This window comes from Sphingobium cupriresistens, assembly GCF_004152865.1.
GTDB classification, from domain to species: domain Bacteria; phylum Pseudomonadota; class Alphaproteobacteria; order Sphingomonadales; family Sphingomonadaceae; genus Sphingobium; species Sphingobium cupriresistens.
Genome location: NZ_SEOO01000008.1, coordinates 1 through 22,010, shown reverse-complemented (window position 1 = coordinate 22,010; position 22,010 = coordinate 1). Strand labels below are relative to the sequence as shown.

The window sequence follows — 22,010 nt, the reverse complement described above, 5'->3', positions numbered from 1 at the left end:
TCACCGCAGGCAGCTATCCAACCCGTTCCGCTGCACCACGCCGATCCGCGCCGTGATCGTGTTGCCATAGCGCCGCGTGAAGCCGCCTGGTGCCACCGCCGCGCGCTTCTTGGGCAGCGGCAGCACCGCGGCGATGCGCCCGGCTTCCGCCTTGCTCAACTTGCTCGCGCCATGGTGGAAATAACGGACCGCTCCAGCTTGCACGCCATAGGTGCCAATCCCCGTCTCCGCGACGTTCAGATAGACTTCCATGATCCGCTGCTTGCCCCACATCGCCTCGATCAATACGGTAAACCACGCCTCCAGCCCTTTGCGCACGAAGCCGCCGCCCTGCCACAGGAAGACATTCTTGGCGGTCTGCTGGCTGATGGTCGATCCGCCGCGGATGCGGCCGCCGCTGGCGTTATGGATCGCCGCCTTGGCGATCGCGTCCACATCGAAGCCGTGATGGCTGCAAAACTTCCCATCTTCCCCCGCAATCGCCGCCCGCGCCATGTCCGGGTCGATCGCGTCCAGCGATGTCCAGTCCTTGGTGATCCCATTGGGGTCGAACAGCATCGTCAGCGTCACCGGCGGCGGCACGAAGCGATAGATCGCCACCATCAGCAGCGACACGGCGATGAAGCCGAACAATATCTTGATCGGGATCATGATCCAGCGGGAAAGGCGGCGGCGCGATGCGATGGGTGTGGTCATGCCGCCTGTCGTAGCGCGGTCCACTTCCCCGGTTCAAGCGGTCGCGAACGTCTCCCGCCTTTGGTCGCGATTGATGAGCAGAACCAGCCCCGCACCGATCAGGCACAATATGCCCGCGCCGATGAACGCCGGCATGTAACTGAGCCACAGGGTTCGGGCAAGTCCGCCGCCCAGCGCCGCGTTGGCCGCGCCCAACTGATGCCCGGCGAATATCCAGCCAAAGACGATATTCGCCCGCTCCGCCCCGAAACGCTGCGCCGTAAGCTTCACCGTCGGCGGCACCGTCGCGACCCAGTCGAGGCCGTAGAAGATTGCGAAGATCGACAGGCTGTAGAGCGAAAAGTCGCTGAAGGGCAGGTAGAGCAGCGAAAGCCCGCGCAGCCCATAATAGCAGAAGAGCAGCCATCGATTGTCGAACCGGTCGGACAGCCAGCCCGACGCCAGCGTCCCGCCGAAATCGAACAATCCCATCATCGCCAGCATCGACGCCGCGCCGACCGCCGCCAGCCCGTAATCGCCGCACAATGCGATGAAATGGGTTTGCACCAGCCCGTTGGTGCTGGCCCCGCAAATATAGAAGGAAAAGAAGAGTATCCAGAAGGTCGGCGCCTTTGCCGCGTCGCGCAGCACGGTCAGCGGGGTCATCAGCAGTGCGCCGAAGCTGGCGGGCTGGGGAGGCGCAGGCTGGACATGCGTTTCGCCATAGGGCGCCAGCTCCAGATCAGCGGGCCGGTCGCGCATCAGCAGCAGCACGACGACCGCCGCCATGACGATCGCGCCGCACACCAGCAACAGCGCCGCGCGCCAGCCATGACTTTCGGTCAGGCTCGCAAGCAGCGGCAGAAAGGCGAGCTGCCCGGTCGCCGTGCTGGCCGACAACAGCCCCATGACAAGGCCGCGCCGCTGCCCGAACCAGCGCGTCGCAACCGTGGCGCCCAGCACCATCGCCGTCAGGCCGGTCCCTATGCCGATCACCACGCCCCACAGCAGCACCAGTTGCCACAACTGCGTCATGCCCAGCGACAACAACATCCCGCCAATGACGATCGACAGCGAAATCAACATCATGCGCCGCACGCCGAAGCGGTTCATGAAGGCGGCGGCGAACGGCCCCATGCCGCCGAACAGCAGGAACCGTATCGCGAGCGCGCCGCTGATATCCGCCGCGCTCCAGCCGAACTCCTTTTGCAACGGCACGATCAGGACGCCGGGCGCCCCGACCGCGCCGGCCACGACCAGCATGGTGAGAAAAGTCGTGCCGGCGACTGCCCAGCCATAATGAATGTTGCGCGCAGCCAAGCGGTGCGCAAACAGGGTCGACAGCATCAGCTTTCCCTTCGGGTCCCGTTCGGACTGGCGTTAAATGATAGACATCATATATAAGGTCAAGAGGCCAGTCGAAGGATGCAGGATATGAAGGTCAGCCGCGATCAGGCTGCGCGGAATCGGGAAAAGGTGGTCGATGCCGCATCGCGCCTGTTTCGTGCCCGCGGCTTAGAGGGGGTTGGCATTGGGGAGGTGATGCGCGAATGCGGCCTCACCCATGGCGGCTTCTACAATCAGTTCAACTCGAAAGAGGCGCTGGCGGCCGAAGCCTGCGCCGCGTCGCTGGCTACCAGCGCCCAGCGTTGGCGGGGGCTGGCGGAGGCGGCCGGGCAGGGCGATGCGCCCGCAGCGATCGCCGACAATTATCTCAGCCCCCGCAATCGCGACGCGCCGGAAACCGGCTGCGCCCTCATCGCCCTTGCGCCGGACGCCGCGCGGCGCGGCGGCGATCTCGCTCATGCCTTTTGTCACGGATTTGAAGAACTGGCCGCCATCCTCGAACAGGCCGGGCCGGAGATGAACCGGCAGGACGCCCTGGCGCGTATGGCGCAGATGGTCGGAGCCATGGCGCTGGCGCGCGGCGTGGGCGATCCGGTGCTGTCGGACGAGATATTGGCCGCGACCCGCCACGCGTTGGGTCTGTCCGCATGAGTCCCTGGCGACCGATGCGATGGCCCGATATTCCGGCGGTTGCGGCAATCTCCGACGCGGTGCACGGCGCCTATACCGAACATGCCGACATCTACGCTGAACGTCTGCAACTCTACCCGGCCGGATGCTGGATGCTGGAGCGTGCCGGGGATGCGGTGGGTTATCTCATCAGCCATCCTTGGCAGGACGATCACTCGCCAGCGCTCAATGCCCCCATCCTCGCCATTCCTGCGACGGCTGATCGCTATTATCTTCACGACCTGGCGCTCCTGCCACAGGCGCGCGGTGCCGGCGCGGCGGCGCAGGCGGTACAGTTGGTCGTCGATCAGGCGGATAGCGCGGGATTCGCGCGCATCACGCTGACCGCCGTCAACGGCGCTGACGCCTTCTGGCGGAAACAGGGCTTCCTGCCTGTGAACGACGGAGCGGGCTATGGCGAGGACAGCCTTGCCATGGAACGGACGATATCCCAATGATCCGCCGCCCTGCTGCCAGCAGGAGGCACAAAAAAGCCCCGGATCGCTCCGGGGCTTCTTGGTTTCACTCTGATCGCACGATCAGGCCAGCGCAAACCGCGCCATCTTGCCCAGCTTGTCGCCGGCGATACGCATCATCGCCTTTTGCAGCTTTTCGAAGGCGCGAACCTCGATCTGGCGAACGCGCTCGCGCGACACGCCATAGACCTGTGACAGTTCTTCCAGCGTCTTGGGCTCTTCGGCCAGACGGCGTTCGGCCAAAATATGCTTCTCGCGGTCGTTGAGGTCGGTCATCGCCTCCACCAGCATCTCATGCCGCTGGGTACGCTCCTGCTCTTCCGCGACGCGCTCGTCCTGCAACGGATCATTGTCCTGCAACCAGTCCTGCCACTGACCTTCGCCATCTTCGCGCATCGGGACGTTCAGCGACGTGTCGCCGCCCATCGCCATCCGACGGTTCATGGACACGACGTCCTGCTCGCTGACGCCCAGGTCGGTCGCGATCTTGGTCACGTCTTCGGGGCGCAGGTCGCCATCCTCGAACGCTTCGATATTGTTCTTCATCCGACGCAGGTTGAAGAACAGCTTCTTCTGCGACGCGGTGGTGCCCATCTTGACCAGAGACCAGCTACGCAGGATGAATTCCTGGATCGATGCCCGGATCCACCACATGGCGTAGGTCGCCAGGCGGAAACCGCGTTCGGCCTCGAACTTCTTAACGCCCTGCATCAGGCCGATATTGCCTTCGGAAATCAGCTCGCTGACCGGCAGGCCATAGCCGCGATAGCCCATCGCGATCTTCGCCACCAGGCGCAGATGCGATGTCACCAACTGGGCTGCGGCCTCAGGGTCCTGATGCTCCTCATAACGCTTGGCGAGCATATATTCCTGCTCAGGCGTCAACAGCGGAAACTTGCGGATTTCCGACAGATAGCGGTTGAGGCTGGCTTCACCGCCCAGCGCCGGAACCGCGGGGACATTGCTCTTGGCCATGTCGTCACCTTTCCCTTTCATTGCGCGGCGGGACCCAGAAGAGGCGTCACAGGCGCCGTCGCAAATTTGTTAATCTCTATACGTGGAGCTGGCTTAACAGTTCCTGCATGTCGGTGGGCAGTGCACTTTGGAACATAAGCCGTTCGCTCGTTACCGGATGTATGAACCCCAGGCTTTTGGCGTGCAATGCCTGCCTTTTGAAACCCAGTGTTTCCAGTATTGATTTGAAACCTTTTCTTTCTCTACCGTAAACCGGGTCACCGATCAAGGGGTGTCCGATATGGTGCATATGCACGCGAACCTGATGCGTGCGGCCGGTTTCCAGCTTGCATTCCACCAGCGCCGCGTCGCGCAATCTCTGTGTCGTGCGATAATGGGTAACGGCGTGCTTGCCGCGTCCTTCCCGATGAACCGCCATCTTCTTTCGATCAGCGTCGGATCGGCCGATCCAGGTATCGACCGTCCCGGCCGCCGGATTGGGCACGGCATAGACGATAGCGGCATAAAGCCGATCGATGCTGTGATCCTTGAACTGGCGGGCCAGCCCCTCATGCGCTTTGTCCGACTTGGCGACCACCAGCAGACCGGACGTATCCTTGTCGATGCGATGTACGATGCCGGGCCGGGCGAATCCGCCGATACCGGACAGGCGCCCCTCGCAATGATGCAGCAGCGCGTTGACCAGCGTGCCGTCCAGATTGCCGGCGGCGGGATGGACGACCAACCCCGCGGGCTTGTCGATCACGATCAGGTCGGCGTCCTCATGGACGATGGTGAGCGGAATATCCTGCGCCACCGTGTCCAGCGGCACCGGCGGGGGCAGGGTGATGATGAACATCTGTCCGGCCGCGACCTTCATCGACACGCTGATCTTGCCGACGTTGGCGGACTGCACCTGTCCCTCGCCGATCAGCCCCTTCAACCGCTCACGCGACAGATCGGGCAACAGATCCGCCAGCGCACGATCGAGGCGCCAGCCTTGCTGCGCTTCGCCAATGGCTGCTTCAATGATGGAAACCCCCGGACCCATTGGCTAGGGATGTAGGAATGCGGGTCGAAATTTCAAGGATTCTGTTGGAACAGATCATGGCCCTGGCGGCCGGTGATGTTCATGAGGTGTGCGGCCTTTTGCTGGGCTCCGATGACCGGATCGAGGCGATCGCGCCCGCGGTCAATGTGGCGCCCGATCCCGCGCGCCATTTCGAACTGGACCCAGCGACCCTGATCGCCGCGCATCGGGCGGCGCGATCGGGTGGGCCCAAGATCATTGGCCATTATCATTCGCATCCATCGGGCATCGCCGCGCCTTCCGCGACCGATGCGGCCTGCGCGGCGCCCGATGGAAATTTATGGCTGATCGTCGGGGCGGGGGACGCGACTATATGGCGGGCAGGGCCGGGGACGGCGGTTAACGTCCATTTCACCAAAATGCATCTCGACAGTCGGTGAGCGAAAGGCGGCCAGCCGGGCTTGCATCGGCGCGCGGCGCGGCGCATTAGCCAAAGACCCGCTTATTTCCTCCACAATCCGGTGACCCAGACCTCGCATGACCAACCCGACCGACAGCATCGAATTTGCCAGCCTGCTTTGTTCGCGCCTGTGCCATGACCTGCTGAGCCCCGTCGGCGCGCTCAACAATGGTCTGGAGCTGATGGCGGATGAAACCGACCCGGAAATGCGCCAGCGTTGCCTGGACCTGCTGGGCGACAGCGCCCGCACTTCGGCGAACAAACTGAAATTCTTCCGCCTCGCCTTCGGCTCCGCTGGCGGCTTTGGCGACGCCGTGCCGCCGCATGAGGCGAAGGTGGCGATCGAAGGCATGTTTGCGACCACGGGCCGGGTCAAAGTCGGTTGGCTGGTCGAAGAACAGATGCTCGACAAACTGGCGGCCAAAATCTTGCTTAACCTGGCGCTGATCGCCGGCGACGCGCTGGTGCGTGGCGGGCAGTTGGATATCGGCGCGGAAAAGCGGCCGGGCCTGACCGAGATCGTTGTGCGCGGCGAAGGCCCCAAGGTCGTGCTCGACCCGGACCTGCGGGCCGCGCTGGCCGGCACCCTGCCGATCGAAGGGCTGGCCTCCCGCACCGCCGCCGCCTGGATGATACGCCAGATGGTGGCCGAATCGGGCGGCGAGATCGCCCTGTCGCCGCCGGGCGAGCCCGTACTGCTGTTCGGTGCGTCGATCCCCGATCGTACGCGATAATCGCGTACAACTGTCGCAGTCGCTGTCTCAGCGCCTGCTCTGTCTATCCGTCGCCCCGCGCTTGTCGCATTTCCGCGACCAACAGCGCCACCAGATCGGCGGCGGGCAATGCGCGGGCGAGCGGCGCGCCTTGTCCGGCCCATTGCGCGCCATAACCGCCTTCGCCGGCCGTTTTTGCCGCCTGGTTGAGCGCCTTGCCCGCATCATAGGCGATCGGATAATCGGGCGGCTGTCGGTCGCTTTGCCGCCCCCAGGCGGTGAAGCGATTGGCGAGGCAGCGGGCGGGCCGTCCTGATACGACACGAGTCATGACCGTATGCGCCGCGGCCGGGCTGAACAGCGCCGCGCGATAGGCCGCGTCGGCGCTGCTTTCCGGGCAGGCGATGAAGGCCGTGCCCAATTGCGCAGCCACAGCCCCCAGATCGATCGCCGCCTGCACGCCCCGACCGTCCATGATGCCGCCCGCCGCTATGACGGGCAGGCCGGAGCGTTCGATCAGCAGACGGGTCAGCGCAACGGCGCCCAAGCTATCGTCCGGCCCATCAGGATCGAACATCCCGCGATGGCCACCCGCTTCGAAACCCTGCGCCACCACGGCATCGATGCCTGCCGCCTCGGCCGCCAGCGCTTCATCGAGGTTGGTCACGCTGGCCAGCAGCAGGCAGCCCGCAGACTTCAAAAGGTCGATTTTTCGGCGGTCGGGTAATCCGAAATGGAAGCTGACGACCGCTGGCCGCGTATCGACCAGCATGTCCAGCATCGCCTCGTTCTCCGCAAAGCTGCGATAGATTTCGCGGAGCGTTGGCGGTGGCTGTGCGCCATGTTCGGCAAATAGCGGCGCGAGCGTACTGATCCAGCGCCGCTCCAAATCCGGCCTTGCTCTGGCGGGCGCATGGACGAAGAGATTGACGTTGAACGGGCGATCCGTCTGCATGCGCACCGCGTCGATCATGCTGCGCCCGGCGGGGGCATCGACGGCGCCGACGGCGATCGATCCCAGTGCGCCAGCGTTGCTGACGGCCGCCGCCATTTGCGGCGTGGACACGCCGGCCATCGGCGCCTGGACGATCGGGTGGGCAAGGCCAAGTATGGCGAGCGGGTTCATGCGCCCTATTTGGGCGCATCGCTCATAAAGGAAAAGGCCTGGCCGCTTGTCGCGACCGGGCCTTTTTCCCAAAAACAGCGCTGAAAGGATCAGCCGCTATAGTACATGTCGAATTCGACCGGCGACGGCGCCATTTCCCAGGCATATACCTCAGGCCATTTCAGTTCGATATAGGCATCGATCTGGTCCTTGGTGAACACGCCGCCCTTGAGCAGGAAATCGTGGTCGGCAGCGAGGCTGTCCAGCGCTTCACGCAGCGAACCGCAGACGGTCGGCACCTGGCTCAGTTCGGCGGGCGGCAGGTCGTACAGATTCTTGTCCATCGGACCGCCGGGGTGGATCTTGTTCTCGATCCCGTCGATGCCGGCCATCAGCAGCGCCGAGGTGGCGAGATAGCTGTTGGCGAGCGGATCGGGGAAGCGGAATTCGACGCGCTTCGCCTTGGTGCCGGCGCCATAGGGGATGCGGCACGATGCCGAACGGTTGCGCGCCGAATAGGCGAGCAGCACAGGGGCTTCGAAACCGGGCACCAGGCGCTTGTAGCTGTTGGTTGTCGGATTTGTGAAGGCGTTGATCGCCTTGGCGTGCTTGATGACGCCGCCGATGAAGAACAGGCAGGTTTCCGACAGGCCGGCGTAGCCGTCACCGGCGAAGGTGTTCTTGCCTTCGTTCCAGATCGAGATGTGGGTGTGCATCCCCGAACCATTGTCGGCCTTGATCGGCTTGGGCATGAAGGTCGCGGTCTTGCCATAGGCCTGGGCGACCATTTTCACGACATATTTGTAGATCTGGATGCGGTCGCAGGTTTCGACCAGCTTGCCGAAAGTCAGGCCCAACTCGTGCTGGCTACCCGCGACTTCATGGTGATGCTTGTCCATGGGCAGACCCATTTCCAGCAGGGTGGACACCATTTCGGCGCGGATGTCGGTGGTGACATCGACAGGGCCGACCGGGAAGTAACCACCCTTGGCGCGCGGGCGGTGGCCCATATTGCCGCCTTCATAAGTGGTGTTCGAGTTGGTTGGCAGTTCAACGTCGTCCAGCTTGTACGAACTGGAGTTGTAGCTGTTCTCGAACTTCACGTCGTCGAACATGAAGAATTCGGGTTCCGGGCCGATATAGACAGTATCGCCAAGGCCGGTGGTCTTGAGGAAGGCTTCGGCGCGCTTGGCAGTCGAGCGCGGGTCGCGGGCATAAAGCGAGCCATCTTCGGGTTCGACGATGTCGCAAACCAGGATCAGCATCGGCGTGGCGCTGAACGGATCGACATAGACCGCGTCCAGATCCGGCTTCAGGATCATGTCCGATTCGTTGATTTCCTTCCAGCCCTCGATCGAGGAGCCGTCGAACATCAGGCCATCGGTCAGTTCATCTTCGCCGATCACGCCTGCGCACATGGTCAGATGGTGCCAGGCGCCCTTCGTATCGGTGAAGCGGACATCGACCCATTCGATCTCCTTTTCTTCGATCATCTTCAGGATGTCTTTTGGCGTATTGGCCATGTGCTTTTGCCCTTCTCTCAAAAATACCCCCCCGAAGGGGCAGTTGAAGTCTGTTCCCGCCCGGCTCGGCGAAAATTGGTTAAATCAGATCGCGTCGCTGTCCCGCTCGCCGGTGCGGATACGCACGGCGCCTTCGACCGCGGAAATGAAGATTTTGCCGTCGCCGATGCGACCGGTCTGCGCCGCAGAACAAATCGCCTCGACCACGCGGTCGGCCAGCGAATCGTCGACAACGACCTCCAGCTTCACTTTGGGCAGGAAATCGACGACATATTCTGCGCCGCGATACAGTTCGGTATGCCCCTTCTGGCGGCCGAAGCCCTTGGCCTCGGTTACGGTGATGCCAGACACGCCCACTTCGTGGAGCGCTTCCTTCACCTCGTCCAGCTTGAATGGCTTTATGATCGCTTCGATCTTTTTCATCACTCGTAATCCCAACCCATGACGCACGCACAGAATGCGGGGGCGACCCGCATTCCTCTCTCCTTGAGGGAACGATCGTCATGCCCCCCAAGGCCGGCGCCGTTCCCCTTAACAATCAATTACCGTGCCAAGTGGCGAATCGCTAGGACATGCTTTCGGCGATGCAGCAATCTTTGTCCATATTGCCCGGATTCAGGGCAATATCATAACTCTCTGCCCGTTTTTTGGGCAGTGTTCCGATCGTCAGAGCGCGTAAGGCGGACAGTCCAGGCCCGCAGGGCTCTTGGTGAATATCTCGCAGCCTGTTTCGGTGATGCCGATGCTATGTTCGAATTGGGCCGACAGAGTCCGGTCGCGCGTCACCGCGGTCCAACCATCGTCCATCATCTTCACGCCGGGCTTCCCGATGTTGATCATCGGCTCGATCGTGAAGAACATGCCGGGGCGCAGTTCAGGGCCGGTGCCGGGACGGCCGACATGGACGACTTCGGGGCTGTCATGAAACACTCGGCCCAGGCCATGGCCGCAAAAATCGCGCACTACGCCATATCGGTGCTTTTCGGCGTGCCGCTGGATCACATAGCCAATGTCGCCCAGATGATTGCCGGGCTTGGCCTGCTCGATGCCCAGCATCAGACATTCATAGGTGACTTCGACCAGCCGCCGCGCCTTGATCGCGGCGTCGCCGACTATGAACATGCGGCTGGTGTCGCCATGCCAGCCATCGACCAGCGGTGTGACGTCGATATTCAGGATATCGCCGTCCTTCAGTCGATGGTCGCCCGGAATGCCATGGCAGATCACATTATTGAGCGAGATGCAGCAGCTATGGGTATAGCCGCGATACCCCAGGGTCGCGGGCACCCCGCCGCCGTCCAGCGACATGCGGCGCACGATGTCGTCCAGTTCGCCGGTGGTGACGCCCGGCACGACATGCGGCACGAGCGCGTCCAATATCTCTGCGGCGAGCCGCCCGGCCTTGCGCATACCGGCGAAACCGGATTCGTCATACAGTTTGATCGCAGCGGAGCGGGAAATCGGCGCATCGGCCGTCATCGTCATATAGTCGGTCATGCCCTATTTATAGGCGTAATAGCGGCATAATGCGAGAGGGCGACTAGGCAGGGCGTCCGGGGCAGGCTATGGGCTGGCGCATGGCCGATCCGACCCGCATCTGGACCGCAGCGCTGATCGTGATCGGCGACGAAATCCTTTCTGGCCGCACCCAGGACAAGAATATCGCCCAAGTCGCCAGTTGGCTGGGCGTCCAGGGTATTCGCCTGCGCGAAGTGCGCGTCGTGCCCGATGTGCAGGACGCGATTGTCGAGGCGGTCAACGCTCTGCGCGCGCGCAACGATTATCTGTTCACGACCGGCGGCATTGGCCCGACTCATGACGATATCACGGTGGACGCGATTGCCGCGGCGCTGGGTGTGGAGGTGGAAATCCACGAAGGTGCGCGCGCCATTCTGTCCGGCTATTATGAAACCCGCGGCGGATTGACCGAGGCGCGATTGCGTATGGCGCGGGTGCCTGCTGGCGCGGCCCTGATCGAAAATCACATGTCCGGCGCGCCCGGCATCCGCCATGGCAATATCTTCATCATGGCCGGCGTGCCCTATATCACCGCTGGTATGCTCGACAGCCTGACCGGCACGCTGGAAGGCGGCCTGCCGCTGCTGTCCGCGACGATCGGCTGCTGGGTGGCCGAAAGCGAGATCGCCGACCTGCTTGCCTCGACCGAACGCGCGCATGAGGATTGCCAGATCGGCAGCTATCCCTTTTTCCGCGAAGGCCGCACCGGCGCCAATTTCGTGATTCGTTCGACCGATGCGACGACGCTAAACGCCTGCGCCGCCGATCTCGGCGCCGCGCTGGAACGCGGCGGCTGGACCGTGACGGCGGGCGGGATCTAGCAGTCGTTTACTTGGCTTCGGCCTTCAAATAGGCGATCAGGTTGGCGCGGTCGACCGGGTTGGGCACGCCGGCAAAGGCCATGCGGTTGCCCGGCACCAGTCCGCTCGGCTTGGTCAGGAAGGTATCGATGCTCTTGGCGTCCCAGCGAATCTTCGCCTTTTGCATCGCGGGCGAATAGGTGAAGCCCGCCATGGTGCCCGACGTGCGGCCGAATATCCCGGCGAGCGACGGACCCATCTTCTTCGGCCCTGCCTTCACATCATGGCATAGCGCGCAGCGTGCGAACACCGTCTTCCCTTTGACCGGATCGCCCGCCTGCGCGATTGCAGGGGAACTGGCTGCGCACAGGGCAGTCAGGACGAACAGTCTCGATACGATCGCAAGCGGCATGAAAAGTTTCCCTTGAAAGATGAAACGGCGGGGCTTGGGCCTTTCTGCCGCTCATGCGCCTTTATGGCTTTCCGTCTGAATGGGAGTTTAAGCGTATGGACGTCAACTGGCGCGGCTTATAATGTGATGCGCCATTCGCTGACATACGGCGTTTTGCCGCAGAGAGACCGTCGGTGTCAGAGATCACCGCGAGGGTCGCGGTCCGCTACCAGCACGCATATCGCGCAGACTTTCATCCAGCCGGGCAAGGTTATCGCGACGTCCCCTCGATCGTGGGCAGGTTGCGGGCGGTCGGATAATAGCTGGCCTCATCGACAAAATTCGCAACATTGGCGCGCGCCCTCCTCGCCCGGCGTCCAGTCCGGCATCGTCGGCAGGCCGCCAGCCCCGGTACGCACCGCCCCCGGCGGCGGCAACAGGCCGCCGTTATGGAGGCAGAGTGCGCCACCGGGGTTCATAATGATGTAGTGCATGGACCCGCGACGCATGCGGTTGCACCGAGGTCATTGGCAATGACATGGCCAACCTGCAAACCGGACAGGAGCGCCTCGGACTGTGGGCAATCGCCATATTGCCCCGATGTTGGATGGATTCGCAGCGGCAGGCCGATCGCATCGACGACCTTGAAGAGAACTCATCAGCAAACGGAATCCTCTAAATGCAGACAGCACCTAGGCCTTGACGGCGTTATGTCGAACCATCTTGTTCCGTTCGTTTCGAGCGAAGTCGAGCAACGTGGGTATGGCGCTACAGGCTTCTCGACTTCGCTCGAAGCGAACGGGTGAATGTAAAGCCATAAGGCTCCAAGGGAACGAACCATATGCCACGCGGAGTTGCCAAACGCGATCTGCCGACCAAGATGTGCCCTGTGTGTCAGCGCCCCTTTGCCTGGCGTAAGAAGTGGGAGCGCGATTGGGACAATGTCGTCTATTGTTCCGATCTGTGTCGAGCCGGCGCGAAGAATGGCTGACATGAAAAAAAAGGCGGCCGCTCTGGTGGGAGCGACCGCCTTTTTTTGGCAGGTCAGGCGATCAGCGTTCGATGCACATGGCGACGCCCATGCCGCCGCCGATGCACAGGGTGGCGAGGCCCTTCTTGGCGTCGCGCTTGGCCATTTCGTAGAGAAGAGTGGTCAGCACGCGCGCGCCCGACGCGCCGATCGGGTGGCCGATGGCGATCGCGCCGCCATTGACGTTGACCTTCTCGGCGTCCCAGCCCAGTTCCTGGCCGACCGACAGAGCCTGCGCGGCGAAGGCTTCATTGGCTTCGATCAGGTCGAGGTCCGCGACCGACCAGCCGGCCTTTTCCAGCGCCTTGCGGCTGGCCGGGGCGGGGCCGATCCCCATGATCGCCGGATCGACGCCGCAGGTAGCGAAGCCGGCGATGCGACCCAGGATGGTCGCGCCGCGCTTGGCGGCGGCATCGGCGGTCATCAGCACCAGCGCGGCGGCGCCGTCATTGAGGCCGCTGGCGTTGGCGGCGGTGACGGTGCCGTCCTTCTTGAAGGCGGGCTTGAGCTTTTCCATCGCCTCGATGGTGGCGCCGGCGCGGATATATTCGTCGGCATCGACGATGGTGTCGCCCTTGCGCCCCTTGATCGTAACCGGCACGATTTCGTCGGCGAAGCGGCCCGATGCGCGTGCGGCTTCGGCCTTGTTCTGGCTGGCGACGGCGAAGATATCCTGCGCTTCGCGGCTGATCTGATATTTCTCGGCCAGATTTTCGGCCGTGATGCCCATATGATAATTGTTGAAGGCGTCGGTCAGGCCGTCATGGATCATCGTGTCAATGAGGCTGACATTGCCCATCTTGCTGCCGGCGCGCAGATATTGCGCATGGGGAGCGAGCGACATGCTTTCCTGGCCGCCCGCGACCATGATGTTGGCGTCGCCGGCGCGGATCGCCTGCGCCGCGAGCGCGACGGCGCGCAGGCCCGAACCGCATAGCTGGTTGAGGCCGATGGCGGTGCGTTCGACCGGGATGCCGGCGTTGACGGCGGCCTGACGCGCGGGGTTCTGGCCCTGGCCGGCGGCCAATACCTGGCCCAGGATCACTTCGTCCACTTCATCGGGCGCGACGCCCGCCTGCGCGAGCGCGGCGATGATCGCCTGGCGGCCAAGTTCGTGCGCAGGGGTCGAGCCGAAAGCGCCCATGAAGCTGCCGACGGCGGTGCGCTTGGCGGCGGTGATAACGATGTCTGACAAAGGCTTGATCCTCGATTCCGGTGGTTGTTTTCGCAGGCGCAATAGCATCAACCGCCATGGCTGAAAAGCCAGTGGGACAGCGGTTCCCAAAGCGTTTCGCGGGCGCCGCCACCCACCACCATGCCGACATGGCCGAGCGAAAGGCTGCGTTCTTCGCGCAAGCGAGGGCCGGCGGCGGCGGGCACGATGCGGTCGCTGGTCGACACGATCGACAGGGTCGGGCAATCGAGCGCGGCAGGGTCCACGGGGCGGCCATCGATGCGCCATTGGCCACGGCCGCTGACATTGCCGGCGTAGAAATGATCGAACAGATCGCGCCCCGCCGCGAAGGTCAGCGGTGCGCCGCCATTGGCCCAATCCTCCACAGCCAGGAAGGCGCGTTCGGCGTCCGACCCTGCTTCCATGTCGGCGAAGGCGGCATATTTGCGAATGGTGCGGGCCGGGTCCATCGCCCAGAAACCCGATTGGAGCACCTCCATGGGGACATAGCCGATCCGCTCGCTCATCGCCCGCGCGCCGTTCCACAAGCCTCCGATCAATTGCAGATCAGCGGCGGGGAAGGCATCGAACCGCCAAGGTGCAGCGATGCTCGCTACCGCGGGAAAGGCGGCCATGGCTGCTGCGCCCAGCGCCAGGCTGCCGCCCAGGCAATAGCCGACCAGGATCGGCGGGCGGGGCAGCGTGGCGAGAAGGGGCAGCAGCCGATGGATGACATGGCCATCGAGGCCGAGCATAGCGTCCTGCGATGTGGGGGTGCCCCAATCGATCAGGTGCGCGTCATGGCCCGCTGCAACCATGTGGCGCAGCAAGGACCGGCTTTGCGACAGGTCCAGCACGCGCGGCGGATTGATGAGCGAAGGGATGAAAACAACCGGGGAACGGCCATTTTCCGCACCATGCTGCAGCAATCGGGCAGGGCCGGCGGTGGCGACGCAAGGCGCGGGCGGCGGGGCGGCGGGGCGGGCGGCGTCCTGATATTTACGCAACCCCTGAAACGCGCGGCGGCGCAGGTCAGGATTTCCCTCCGTTTCGCGCCATAAAATATTGAGAAAAAGGGGTAATGGCCGCGGCCCATGTTGCGGTGCGGCATCGCCCTGTGCTAATGCGAGATGTTCAGGTGTGGGAGAGGAATCCATGGCCAAATCTAAGACCGCTAATGAATCGGAGCCGGTCGTTATCAAGAAGTACGCCAATCGGCGGCTCTATAATACCGAAACTTCAAGCTATATCACGCTGGACCTTTTGTCGCAGATGACGCGCGAAGGACGCGAATTCACCGTGGTCGACGCCAAGACCGGCGAGGACATAACCCATAATGTCCTGACCCAGATCATCATGGAGGAGGAGCAGCGCGGCAAGAATATGCTGCCGGTCAACTTCCTGCGCCAGTTGATCGCCATGTATGGCGATTCGATGCAATCGATGGTGCCGCAATATCTGGAGGCGTCGATGGACGCATTCCGCAAAAACCAGCAGCAGTTTCAGGAAGCTATGAAGGGCGCCTTCGGCGGCGGTCCTTTGGCCGATATCGCCAAGCGCAACATGCAAATGTTCGAAGCGGCGGCCAGCGCCTTCGGCAATGGCGTGCCGGGGATGCCGGGTATCCCGGGGATCCCGGGTATCCCTGGGATGCCAGGCATGACGCCACCCCCCGTCGTCACCCCGGCGGCGACCGATGGCAGCAAGGACGACGAGATCAACGATCTGAAGGCCCAGCTCGCCGCGCTCAACGCCAAGATCGACAAGCTGACCTGAAGCGATGGCGAAGGCGGACAGGCTGGAACGGTTGGACGTCCGCCGAGAAGAGGTGGAGGCTGAGTATCGCGATGCGTTGATCGCGGCCCTGCGGGTGGCGGCGAGCGGGCAATGGGGCCTGTTCGACCATCAGAAGGACAAGGTCGCGCGCACGCGCGTCGCGCCCGTCATAGCGGCGCTGGGGGAACTGGCGGACGAGATTGACGGGATGCGCGATACGCTGGGGCTGGAGCCCTTTGCGCTGCATCAGCGCTTCATGGCGGCGCGCGGTCCCGCCGCGGCCGATGCGGTCGGCGAACCCAGGCAGGCGAAGGCCTGGCTGGAAGAGATGGGCGCGGCGACCGCCTGACGCGCCGCCGATCGGCACGCGCCCTGTCGTCGGGGGTCGACAGGGACGCCGCCTCTGGCTTATGGCGCGCCATTCCCTTTTTACGTCAGGTTTTCGATCCCGTGAAACACGCCCTTTCCGTCACCCGCGAACAGGATTTTTCCGCCTGGTATCAGGCCGTCATTTCGGAGGCCGACCTGGCCGAGGAAAGCGGCGTGCGCGGCTGCATGGTCATCCGTCCCTGGGGCTATGGCATATGGGAGCGTATCCAGGCGTTGCTCGACGCCCGGATCAAGGCGACGGGGCATGAAAATTGCTATTTCCCGCTGTTCATTCCGCTTTCCTATTTCGAGAAGGAGGCCGAGCATGTCGACGGCTTCGCCAAGGAAATGGCGGTCGTCACCCATCACCGGCTGATTCAGAAGGATGGCAAGCTGGTGCCGGACCCCGAAGCCAAGCTGGAGGAGCCGCTGGTCGTGCGGCCGACGTCCGAAACCGTGATCGGCGCGGCGTTCAGCCGCTGGGTGCAGAGCTGGCGCGACCTGCCGGTTCTCATCAACCAGTGGGCCAATGTCGTGCGCTGGGAAATGCGCACCCGCATGTTCCTCCGCACCAGCGAGTTCCTCTGGCAGGAGGGTCATACCGCGCACGCCACCGTCGATGAGGCGATGGAAGAGACGATGAAGATGCTGGAAGTCTATCGCAGCTTCGCCGAGGAGTGCGTCGGCCTGCCGGTGGTCGCGGGCGAGAAGCCGGAGAATGAGCGCTTCCCCGGCGCCGTCGCGACCTATTCGATCGAGGCGATGATGCAGGACGGCAAAGCGTTGCAGGCGGGCACGTCGCATTTCCTGGGCACGACTTTCAGCCAGGCGCAGAATATCAAGTTCCAGAATGCCGAAGGTAGCCAAGAGCTGGCGCAGACGACCAGCTGGGGCATGTCCACCCGCATGATCGGCGGCCTCATCATGGTCCATGGCGACGATGATGGCCTGCGCGTGCCGCCGCGCGTCGCGCCCTATCAGGTCGTCGTGGTGCCGATGCTGCGCGACAATGACGAGGACGCCGCGATTTTGGATTATTGCGGCGAACTGGTGGCGTCCCTCAATGAGCTGGACGCCTTCCGCGAGCCGGTGCGCGCGCTGCTCGACAAGCGGCCCGCCAAGGCCGCGACCAAGCGCTGGGGCTGGGTGAAGAAGGGCGCGCCGATCGTGATCGAGGTCGGCGGGCGTGACGTCGCCGGCGGGAATGTGTCGGTGATCCGCCGCGATCGCCTCTATCGCGAGGATGGCAAGCTCGACAGCCAGATCGTCGCCAAGGGCGATTTCGTGGCGGGCGCAACCGCCATGCTGGAGGATATTCAGGCGTCCCTCTTCGCCGACGCCAAAGGCCGGCTGGACGGCAGCATCGATCGCTCGATCGGCACGCTAGACGCGCTGAAAGCCTATTTTAACGCCAGCGCCAGGCCCGGCTGGGCGCTGGTCCAGTGGGCCAGGCCGACCGGCGAGGCGCTGGAAAAGGTGGTGCAGTGGCTCAAGGGCGAGAAGCTGACGCTGCGCAACGTGCCACTGGATGCGGACGCGGCGGACGGCGCGTGTATCTTCACCGGCGGGCAGGCCGTGGAGCGCGTGCTGGTTGGGCGCAGTTACTGAGCAACTGACTTTTAATCAGTAGGTCGTTCGTTTCGAGCGAACGGAGATTTGGTAAATCGGAGCGGGATGAGAGGATGGTTTCCCCTCTCATCCCGTTTTCGCCTAATTACAGAACATATTTGCTGAGGTCGGTGTCGTGAGCGACCGCTGACAATTGCTTCTCGACATAGACCGCATCGATCACGAGCGTTTCGCCACGGCGGTCTTCGGCTTCGAAGCTGACATCCTCCAGCAGCTTTTCCATCACCGTCTGTAGGCGGCGGGCGCCGATATTCTCGATCTCGCTGTTCACGTCGGCGGCGATCTTCGCGACGGCGCGGATGCCGTCGGGCGTCAGGTCGATCGTCACCTCCTCGGTCGCCAGCAGCGCGCGATATTGGGCGACGAGGCTGGCCTTGGTATCGGAGAGGATGGCGACGAAATCCTCCTCGGTCAGCGCCTTCAACTCGACGCGAATCGGCAGCCGGCCCTGGAGTTCGGGCAGCAGGTCGCTGGGCTTGGCGACATGGAAGGCGCCCGACGCGATGAAGAGGATATGGTCGGTCTTGAGCGGGCCATATTTGGTCGATACGGTCGTCCCTTCGATCAGCGGCAGCAGATCGCGCTGCACGCCTTCGCGGCTGACGGAGCCGCCGCGCACATCGCTGACCGCGATCTTGTCGATCTCGTCGAGGAAAACGATGCCATTCTGCTCGGCGCTGGTGATCGCGGTGCGCGCGACGTCGTCCTGGTCCAGCCGCTTGTCCTGCTCTTCCTCGACCAGCTTGTCCCAGGCTTCGGCGACGCGCATCTTGCGGCGCTTCTTCTGCTGCTGGCCGAACGCCTTGGACATCATGTCGGACAGGTTGATCATGCCGACCTGTCCGCCCATGCCGGGGATTTCCATCGGCATGGAGGGGCTGTCGGCGACTTCCACCTCGACTTCGACCTCGTTCATCTGGTCGGCTTCGATCTTCTGGCGGAAGGAGAGGCGTGTGGCTTCGCTCGCTTCCTTGCCGGTAAGCGCATCGAGCAGCCGCGCCATGGCGGCTTCCGAGGCGGCTTCGCGCACGGCTTCGCGGCGGCGGTCCTTCTCCAGCCGCACAGCTTCCTCGACCAGATCGCGGACGATCTGTTCGACGTCGCGGCCGACATAGCCGACCTCGGTGAATTTAGTCGCCTCGACCTTGACGAAGGGGGCGTCGGCCAGCTTGGCGAGGCGGCGGCTGATCTCGGTCTTGCCGCAGCCCGTCGGCCCGATCATGAGGATATTCTTGGGCGTCACCTCGTCGCGCAAATCGGCGGACAGGTGCTGGCGGCGCCAGCGGTTGCGCAGCGCGACCGCAACGGCGCGCTTGGCGTCCTGCTGGCCGATAATATGTGCGTCGAGCGCGGCGACGATGGCTTTGGGGGTCAGGTTGTCGTTCATTAAAAGACTCCCCCCTCCCTTTCAAGGGAGGGGCTTTTTTAGTTTAGGCGGCGCTGTCCAGCGTTTCGATGGTCAACTGGTCGTTGGTGTAGACGCAGATGTCGGCCGCGACGGCCATCGCCTTGCGGGCGAGAGTTTCGGCGTCTTCCTCATATTCCATCAGCGCGCGCGCGGCGGCGAGGGCGAAATTACCGCCCGAACCGATCGCGGCTACGCCGTTCAGCGGCTCCAGCACGTCGCCATTGCCGGTCAGGATCAGCGTGACATCCTTGTCCGCGACGATCATCATCGCTTCCAGGTTGCGCAGATATTTGTCGGTGCGCCAGTCCTTGGCCAGTTCCACCGCCGAGCGCATCAACTGGCCGTTATGGCGTTCCAGCTTGGCCTCCAGCCGTTCGAACAGGGTGAAGGCGTCGGCGGTGGCACCGGCGAAGCCGCCGATCACGCTGCCGTCGTGCAGCCGGCGGACCTTGCGGGCATTGGGCTTCATTACGGTCTGGCCCATGGACACCTGGCCATCGCCGGCGACGACGACCTTTCCATTCTTGCGGGCTGACATGATGGTGGTGCCATGCCAGACGGGCATGGACGAGCTGCGTTGGTCGTTCATGACGCGGCATATGGGACGCTGCGCCGTCGCGTGCAAGTCAGGGGTGGCGATGGGGCGAAGCGTGTCATTTCAGCGACAATATTCTTACAAATTGTTCAGGAACAAATGTCCATCAATTGACATTGTGCATCGCAACATCAATTATCCACGTCCCACAGATTAGGGGGAGGACACGCATGACTCTCAAGGCCAGGGCGCAGGAAAAGGTCGAGCGAGCGGGCATCTCCAACTATTCCTTCGACCATGACATATTGGTCATGTGTGGCGTGCGTTATACCATCGAAGTGTGCGAATGTGGCGAGCCGGATTGCGACGGCGTGCGCCTGCGCAAGAATATGACGGCGATGAGCCGCATCCTCCAATAATTCGTCAGTGCATCGCGTCTTTGCCGGCGCGTCCGACCGATTCGATGTCCCGACCCACGCCCTGCACCGTATTGCAGGCGGCCAGCGCCGTGAGCAGCAGGCTTGCGATCAGCAGGGCAAGAGACTTTGACATCAAGGCTGGCTCCGTAATTTCCACAGCCCCTTATAGAGGGCGATGCGGCCGCGCGAAAACGCTTTTGCGTCAAATCGATCCCAGGATATTGACAGGGCGCGCGGCCGATGCCAAAGGCCGCCTCCTCCTTACAGGGGCGCGTAGCTCAGTGGTAGAGCACACCCTTCACACGGGTGGGGTCGCAGGTTCAATCCCTGCCGCGCCCACCATCGGATTTCCGGTGGTACTTCAAGTAGTTGTAACATATTCCATCTCCATTTTTCGCTGAATGATCCGCTGCCCTGTGGGGCCGGTGGTCAGCAAATGGTCCGCAGACCACTGATTTGCTGCGGCAAGGATCTCCTGAAATATGGTAGTCAGCGTTGCGGGTAAGTCTCCCAAGAACTCTGGATCGTATCGAGCGTAGATCGCTGTGGTGCGGTTTAGGCTTGAATGGCCAAGCTGCTCGCTGATCAGCTGCATTGCCACTCCGCGCCTGCGAAGCTGCGTTGCGATAGAATGTCGGATCGTCTTGGGAATCGCTTTCGACGGTAAGCAGAGGGCTTTCCGCAGATTTCCCCACGCCTTTTTCCGGGATTGGACAATCGGGTGAGGTGCTGCCCTCCATTGCCTCAGGATAGGGACAAAAGGCGCGATCGCTTGAACCACAGGGTTTTGCTTGTCGGTTCTCGGCCAATCCCTGGGATGCAGATCGAGCAGTCCGATCTTCTCCTGCCATTGCAGACTAGGATCGAAGGCCAAGGCTGCGTCAGGTCTCATTGCCGTCGCCATCATCAGGGCCAGCCATCGATACATGGGTGGATTGTCGGTGGCATAGGCCAGTATCGCGCCCATCTGATCTATAGTGTAAGTCAGGTCAGACGGCGGAGACTCAAACTTCTTCGGAACGCTTGGTATGCGCGGAACATATGGAATGCGCCCATTGTTGGCCGCATGAATGATGGCAGCGCGGATATCGTTGATATTTCGCTGAACTGACGCTCCCTTGACGCCATCTGAGATAAACTCGTGATCGCGCCCGCCCCATGCCAGCTTGTAGCCATGAGGGCGCATTCGCCATGTGATGAAGCGATTTATTACGACCGGCTTGATGTCGCTGACAGTGGCATTCACCCCAATGTCATCCTGCATCAGAAAGCCGATGAAGAGCCGCAGCGATCGGTCAATGTTCCCAGGATTTTCGACGAGCTTCCCATGTTCCTCATTATATAAAATGAGCTGCGGGACAATTTTAGCGTCCTCCATAGACTGCGATTTCTTAGAGCGTAGCTTTTCCACATACGCATGGATCGTCGATTTCGCGGTCTCTAAATCCCGCTGCTTAGTACTGATATAGCGTGTCGATCGAGTTTTAGGGTCGTATTCCGCGATTTGCCAGATGTCCGGACTGCGTCCATCTCTACGCTTGTCAAGCCAGTGGTCTCCGACACGATAGGGTGACGTCTCGCGTGACATTTCAGCTCCTCATTTTCTTTGGCAGTGACGGCGTCGAGCAAGCCCAAGTCAACGCTCTGCAAAACCTGCTCTGCTGTGAACTTCATGCCGGTGTTGAGCCGTATGGCGCGTTTGATTTTTCGGGATAATTTGGTGCTTTCGGTCATTCGGCTGTGCCTTCGGGCATGACCGTATTTACGCGGACATACTCCTCAAGAGCATCAGCCGGGATCAGGATGTTCTTGCCGATGCGCAGGTAGCGAATTTTGTTCGAAGCTATGAGGCTGCGAATGCGGCTTTCGGGCCAGCCGGTTCGGTCGTGTCCCAGGAGGTGGTGTAGGAACCGTCAATCCACGGCAGGATCGGGATCGGGTTCGGGTCAGGCAGCCAGAGCTGGCAGGCTGACAATGGGGTTATGGCTCACCGCGCCGATTGTTTCCAG

Annotated in this window: 26 protein-coding genes, 1 tRNA gene and 2 pseudogenes; 11 read left to right on the top strand and 18 right to left on the bottom strand. The window is 62.5% G+C overall.

Features of this window, described 5'->3' with window-relative positions; genetic code table 11:
* Together mtgA and EWH12_RS06670 are read right to left on the bottom strand one after the other, a co-directional pair.
* Nucleotides 1-696 carry a monofunctional biosynthetic peptidoglycan transglycosylase gene (gene mtgA, locus EWH12_RS06675; protein ID WP_129926096.1) on the bottom strand — a complete coding sequence of 232 codons (696 nt, stop codon included), beginning with the start codon at nucleotides 694-696 and terminating at the stop codon, nucleotides 1-3.
* 33 nt (nucleotides 697-729) lie between these two features.
* Nucleotides 730-2,022, bottom strand: coding sequence for an MFS transporter (locus EWH12_RS06670; protein ID WP_129926095.1), 1,293 nt, complete (start codon nucleotides 2,020-2,022; stop codon nucleotides 730-732).
* 87 nt (nucleotides 2,023-2,109) lie between these two features.
* Between EWH12_RS06670 and EWH12_RS06665 the strand changes: the two genes are divergently transcribed.
* Nucleotides 2,110-2,673, top strand: a complete 564-nt coding sequence (locus EWH12_RS06665; protein ID WP_129926094.1) for a TetR/AcrR family transcriptional regulator — start codon at nucleotides 2,110-2,112, stop codon at nucleotides 2,671-2,673.
* A 14-nt stretch (nucleotides 2,674-2,687) separates the two neighbouring features.
* On the top strand, nucleotides 2,688-3,149 hold the full coding sequence (locus tag EWH12_RS06660) for a GNAT family N-acetyltransferase (protein WP_242495969.1): 462 nt from the start codon (nucleotides 2,688-2,690) through the stop codon (nucleotides 3,147-3,149).
* A gap of 81 nt (nucleotides 3,150-3,230) precedes the next feature.
* Here EWH12_RS06660 and rpoH read toward each other — a convergent pair whose 3' ends face one another.
* Together rpoH and EWH12_RS06650 are read right to left on the bottom strand one after the other, a co-directional pair.
* Nucleotides 3,231-4,142 (bottom strand): RNA polymerase sigma factor RpoH, encoded by a 912-nt coding sequence (rpoH, locus tag EWH12_RS06655; protein ID WP_066605261.1) that lies wholly within the window; start codon nucleotides 4,140-4,142, stop codon nucleotides 3,231-3,233.
* A 76-nt stretch (nucleotides 4,143-4,218) separates the two neighbouring features.
* Nucleotides 4,219-5,172, bottom strand: a complete 954-nt coding sequence (locus EWH12_RS06650) for an RluA family pseudouridine synthase (RefSeq protein ID WP_129926092.1) — start codon at nucleotides 5,170-5,172, stop codon at nucleotides 4,219-4,221.
* 17 nt (nucleotides 5,173-5,189) lie between these two features.
* On the opposite strand from EWH12_RS06650, the gene EWH12_RS06645 reads away from it, so the two are divergent.
* Together EWH12_RS06645 and EWH12_RS06640 are read left to right on the top strand one after the other, a co-directional pair.
* Nucleotides 5,190-5,591 carry a M67 family metallopeptidase gene (locus tag EWH12_RS06645; RefSeq protein WP_129926091.1) on the top strand — a complete coding sequence of 134 codons (402 nt, stop codon included), beginning with the start codon at nucleotides 5,190-5,192 and terminating at the stop codon, nucleotides 5,589-5,591.
* Between the two features lie 97 nt (nucleotides 5,592-5,688).
* A complete protein-coding gene (locus EWH12_RS06640) occupies nucleotides 5,689-6,345 on the top strand; it encodes a histidine phosphotransferase family protein (RefSeq protein ID WP_066601950.1) in 657 nt (218 codons plus the stop codon).
* Nucleotides 6,346-6,388: 43 nt separating this feature from the next.
* Here the strand turns inward: EWH12_RS06640 and EWH12_RS06635 are convergent, their stop codons facing one another.
* The 4 genes from EWH12_RS06635 to map form a co-directional block, all read right to left on the bottom strand.
* On the bottom strand, nucleotides 6,389-7,450 hold the full coding sequence (locus tag EWH12_RS06635; RefSeq protein ID WP_066601952.1) for an NAD(P)H-dependent flavin oxidoreductase: 1,062 nt from the start codon (nucleotides 7,448-7,450) through the stop codon (nucleotides 6,389-6,391).
* 89 nt (nucleotides 7,451-7,539) lie between these two features.
* Nucleotides 7,540-8,952, bottom strand: coding sequence for a type I glutamate--ammonia ligase (gene glnA / locus EWH12_RS06630; protein WP_066601954.1), 1,413 nt, complete (start codon nucleotides 8,950-8,952; stop codon nucleotides 7,540-7,542).
* An 84-nt stretch (nucleotides 8,953-9,036) separates the two neighbouring features.
* Nucleotides 9,037-9,375 (bottom strand): P-II family nitrogen regulator, encoded by a 339-nt coding sequence (locus EWH12_RS06625; RefSeq protein WP_066601956.1) that lies wholly within the window; start codon nucleotides 9,373-9,375, stop codon nucleotides 9,037-9,039.
* 243 nt (nucleotides 9,376-9,618) lie between these two features.
* Nucleotides 9,619-10,449 (bottom strand): type I methionyl aminopeptidase, encoded by an 831-nt coding sequence (gene map, locus EWH12_RS06620; RefSeq protein ID WP_066601959.1) that lies wholly within the window; start codon nucleotides 10,447-10,449, stop codon nucleotides 9,619-9,621.
* 80 nt (nucleotides 10,450-10,529) lie between these two features.
* On the opposite strand from map, the gene EWH12_RS06615 reads away from it, so the two are divergent.
* Nucleotides 10,530-11,291 carry a competence/damage-inducible protein A gene (locus tag EWH12_RS06615; RefSeq protein ID WP_129926090.1) on the top strand — a complete coding sequence of 254 codons (762 nt, stop codon included), beginning with the start codon at nucleotides 10,530-10,532 and terminating at the stop codon, nucleotides 11,289-11,291.
* 7 nt (nucleotides 11,292-11,298) lie between these two features.
* Here EWH12_RS06615 and EWH12_RS06610 read toward each other — a convergent pair whose 3' ends face one another.
* The 3 genes and pseudogenes from EWH12_RS06610 to EWH12_RS06600 form a co-directional block, all read right to left on the bottom strand.
* Complete coding sequence (locus tag EWH12_RS06610; protein WP_129926089.1) at nucleotides 11,299-11,682, bottom strand: c-type cytochrome; 384 nt, start codon at nucleotides 11,680-11,682, stop codon at nucleotides 11,299-11,301.
* 253 nt (nucleotides 11,683-11,935) lie between these two features.
* Nucleotides 11,936-12,168, bottom strand: a pseudogene (locus tag EWH12_RS06605) (deoxyribodipyrimidine photo-lyase); the annotation flags it as partial.
* 19 nt (nucleotides 12,169-12,187) lie between these two features.
* A pseudogene (locus EWH12_RS06600) lies at nucleotides 12,188-12,313 on the bottom strand (IS5-like element IS711 family transposase); the annotation flags it as partial.
* A 189-nt stretch (nucleotides 12,314-12,502) separates the two neighbouring features.
* Between EWH12_RS06600 and EWH12_RS06595 the strand changes: the two are divergent.
* Nucleotides 12,503-12,652, top strand: coding sequence for a DUF2256 domain-containing protein (locus tag EWH12_RS06595; protein ID WP_129926088.1), 150 nt, complete (start codon nucleotides 12,503-12,505; stop codon nucleotides 12,650-12,652).
* Between the two features lie 61 nt (nucleotides 12,653-12,713).
* On the opposite strand, the gene EWH12_RS06590 is transcribed toward EWH12_RS06595, so the two are convergent.
* Entirely contained in the window at nucleotides 12,714-13,886 is a 1,173-nt protein-coding gene (locus EWH12_RS06590; RefSeq protein ID WP_066605265.1) for an acetyl-CoA C-acetyltransferase, read from the bottom strand.
* Between the two features lie 47 nt (nucleotides 13,887-13,933).
* Nucleotides 13,934-15,022 carry an alpha/beta hydrolase gene (locus EWH12_RS06585; RefSeq protein WP_242495968.1) on the bottom strand — a complete coding sequence of 363 codons (1,089 nt, stop codon included), beginning with the start codon at nucleotides 15,020-15,022 and terminating at the stop codon, nucleotides 13,934-13,936.
* On the opposite strand from EWH12_RS06585, the gene phaR reads away from it, so the two are divergent.
* The 3 genes from phaR (at nucleotide 15,021) to proS (ending at nucleotide 17,618) form a co-directional block, all read left to right on the top strand.
* A complete protein-coding gene (phaR, locus tag EWH12_RS06580) occupies nucleotides 15,021-15,641 on the top strand; it encodes a polyhydroxyalkanoate synthesis repressor PhaR (protein ID WP_066601974.1) in 621 nt (206 codons plus the stop codon). The two genes, EWH12_RS06585 and phaR, sit on opposite strands and share 2 nt — an antisense overlap.
* A 4-nt stretch (nucleotides 15,642-15,645) precedes the next feature.
* Entirely contained in the window at nucleotides 15,646-15,990 is a 345-nt protein-coding gene (locus EWH12_RS06575; protein WP_066601977.1) for a hypothetical protein, read from the top strand.
* Between the two features lie 101 nt (nucleotides 15,991-16,091).
* Nucleotides 16,092-17,618, top strand: coding sequence for a proline--tRNA ligase (gene proS, locus EWH12_RS06570; protein WP_129926086.1), 1,527 nt, complete (start codon nucleotides 16,092-16,094; stop codon nucleotides 17,616-17,618).
* Between the two features lie 106 nt (nucleotides 17,619-17,724).
* Here proS and hslU read toward each other — a convergent pair whose 3' ends face one another.
* A complete protein-coding gene (hslU, locus tag EWH12_RS06565) occupies nucleotides 17,725-19,026 on the bottom strand; it encodes an ATP-dependent protease ATPase subunit HslU (protein ID WP_129926085.1) in 1,302 nt (433 codons plus the stop codon).
* A 43-nt stretch (nucleotides 19,027-19,069) separates the two neighbouring features.
* A complete protein-coding gene (gene hslV, locus EWH12_RS06560; RefSeq protein WP_066601983.1) occupies nucleotides 19,070-19,636 on the bottom strand; it encodes an ATP-dependent protease subunit HslV in 567 nt (188 codons plus the stop codon).
* A gap of 176 nt (nucleotides 19,637-19,812) precedes the next feature.
* On the opposite strand from hslV, the gene EWH12_RS06555 reads away from it, so the two are divergent.
* Nucleotides 19,813-20,001: a hypothetical protein gene (locus EWH12_RS06555; RefSeq protein ID WP_066601986.1), complete on the top strand. Its 189-nt coding sequence runs from the start codon at nucleotides 19,813-19,815 to the stop codon at nucleotides 19,999-20,001.
* Between the two features lie 4 nt (nucleotides 20,002-20,005).
* Here EWH12_RS06555 and EWH12_RS06550 read toward each other — a convergent pair whose 3' ends face one another.
* Nucleotides 20,006-20,134 (bottom strand): entericidin A/B family lipoprotein, encoded by a 129-nt coding sequence (locus EWH12_RS06550; protein WP_066601988.1) that lies wholly within the window; start codon nucleotides 20,132-20,134, stop codon nucleotides 20,006-20,008.
* A 134-nt stretch (nucleotides 20,135-20,268) separates the two neighbouring features.
* On the opposite strand from EWH12_RS06550, the gene EWH12_RS06545 reads away from it, so the two are divergent.
* Nucleotides 20,269-20,343: transfer RNA gene (locus EWH12_RS06545), tRNA-Val, on the top strand.
* 19 nt (nucleotides 20,344-20,362) lie between these two features.
* On the opposite strand, the gene EWH12_RS06540 is transcribed toward EWH12_RS06545, so the two are convergent.
* Both EWH12_RS06540 and EWH12_RS22975 read right to left on the bottom strand, forming a co-directional pair.
* Nucleotides 20,363-21,589 (bottom strand): tyrosine-type recombinase/integrase, encoded by a 1,227-nt coding sequence (locus EWH12_RS06540; RefSeq protein ID WP_129926084.1) that lies wholly within the window; start codon nucleotides 21,587-21,589, stop codon nucleotides 20,363-20,365.
* Nucleotides 21,590-21,731: 142 nt separating this feature from the next.
* A complete protein-coding gene (locus EWH12_RS22975) occupies nucleotides 21,732-21,896 on the bottom strand; it encodes an excisionase family DNA-binding protein (RefSeq protein WP_129926144.1) in 165 nt (54 codons plus the stop codon).
* Nucleotides 21,897-22,010 lie beyond the last annotated feature (114 nt).

Excerpts from the sequence above, each read along its gene's own strand:
- mtgA (WP_129926096.1), bottom strand. The coding sequence starts at position 696 with ATGACCACACCCATCGCATCGCGCCGCCGCCTTTCCCGCTGGATCATG.
- EWH12_RS06670 (WP_129926095.1), bottom strand. The coding sequence starts at position 2,022 with ATGCTGTCGACCCTGTTTGCGCACCGCTTGGCTGCGCGCAACATTCAT.
- EWH12_RS06665 (WP_129926094.1), top strand. The coding sequence starts at position 2,110 with ATGAAGGTCAGCCGCGATCAGGCTGCGCGGAATCGGGAAAAGGTGGTC.
- EWH12_RS06660 (WP_242495969.1), top strand. The coding sequence starts at position 2,688 with ATGCGATGGCCCGATATTCCGGCGGTTGCGGCAATCTCCGACGCGGTG.
- rpoH (WP_066605261.1), bottom strand. The coding sequence starts at position 4,142 with ATGGCCAAGAGCAATGTCCCCGCGGTTCCGGCGCTGGGCGGTGAAGCC.
- EWH12_RS06650 (WP_129926092.1), bottom strand. The coding sequence starts at position 5,172 with ATGGGTCCGGGGGTTTCCATCATTGAAGCAGCCATTGGCGAAGCGCAG.
- EWH12_RS06645 (WP_129926091.1), top strand. The coding sequence starts at position 5,190 with ATGCGGGTCGAAATTTCAAGGATTCTGTTGGAACAGATCATGGCCCTG.
- EWH12_RS06640 (WP_066601950.1), top strand. The coding sequence starts at position 5,689 with ATGACCAACCCGACCGACAGCATCGAATTTGCCAGCCTGCTTTGTTCG.
- EWH12_RS06635 (WP_066601952.1), bottom strand. The coding sequence starts at position 7,450 with ATGAACCCGCTCGCCATACTTGGCCTTGCCCACCCGATCGTCCAGGCG.
- glnA (WP_066601954.1), bottom strand. The coding sequence starts at position 8,952 with ATGGCCAATACGCCAAAAGACATCCTGAAGATGATCGAAGAAAAGGAG.
- EWH12_RS06625 (WP_066601956.1), bottom strand. The coding sequence starts at position 9,375 with ATGAAAAAGATCGAAGCGATCATAAAGCCATTCAAGCTGGACGAGGTG.
- map (WP_066601959.1), bottom strand. The coding sequence starts at position 10,449 with ATGACCGACTATATGACGATGACGGCCGATGCGCCGATTTCCCGCTCC.
- EWH12_RS06615 (WP_129926090.1), top strand. The coding sequence starts at position 10,530 with ATGGCCGATCCGACCCGCATCTGGACCGCAGCGCTGATCGTGATCGGC.
- EWH12_RS06610 (WP_129926089.1), bottom strand. The coding sequence starts at position 11,682 with ATGCCGCTTGCGATCGTATCGAGACTGTTCGTCCTGACTGCCCTGTGC.
- EWH12_RS06595 (WP_129926088.1), top strand. The coding sequence starts at position 12,503 with ATGCCACGCGGAGTTGCCAAACGCGATCTGCCGACCAAGATGTGCCCT.
- phaR (WP_066601974.1), top strand. The coding sequence starts at position 15,021 with ATGGCCAAATCTAAGACCGCTAATGAATCGGAGCCGGTCGTTATCAAG.
- EWH12_RS06585 (WP_242495968.1), bottom strand. The coding sequence starts at position 15,022 with ATGGATTCCTCTCCCACACCTGAACATCTCGCATTAGCACAGGGCGAT.
- EWH12_RS06575 (WP_066601977.1), top strand. The coding sequence starts at position 15,646 with ATGGCGAAGGCGGACAGGCTGGAACGGTTGGACGTCCGCCGAGAAGAG.
- hslU (WP_129926085.1), bottom strand. The coding sequence starts at position 19,026 with ATGAACGACAACCTGACCCCCAAAGCCATCGTCGCCGCGCTCGACGCA.
- hslV (WP_066601983.1), bottom strand. The coding sequence starts at position 19,636 with ATGAACGACCAACGCAGCTCGTCCATGCCCGTCTGGCATGGCACCACC.
- EWH12_RS06555 (WP_066601986.1), top strand. The coding sequence starts at position 19,813 with ATGACTCTCAAGGCCAGGGCGCAGGAAAAGGTCGAGCGAGCGGGCATC.
- EWH12_RS06550 (WP_066601988.1), bottom strand. The coding sequence starts at position 20,134 with ATGTCAAAGTCTCTTGCCCTGCTGATCGCAAGCCTGCTGCTCACGGCG.
- EWH12_RS06540 (WP_129926084.1), bottom strand. The coding sequence starts at position 21,589 with ATGTCACGCGAGACGTCACCCTATCGTGTCGGAGACCACTGGCTTGAC.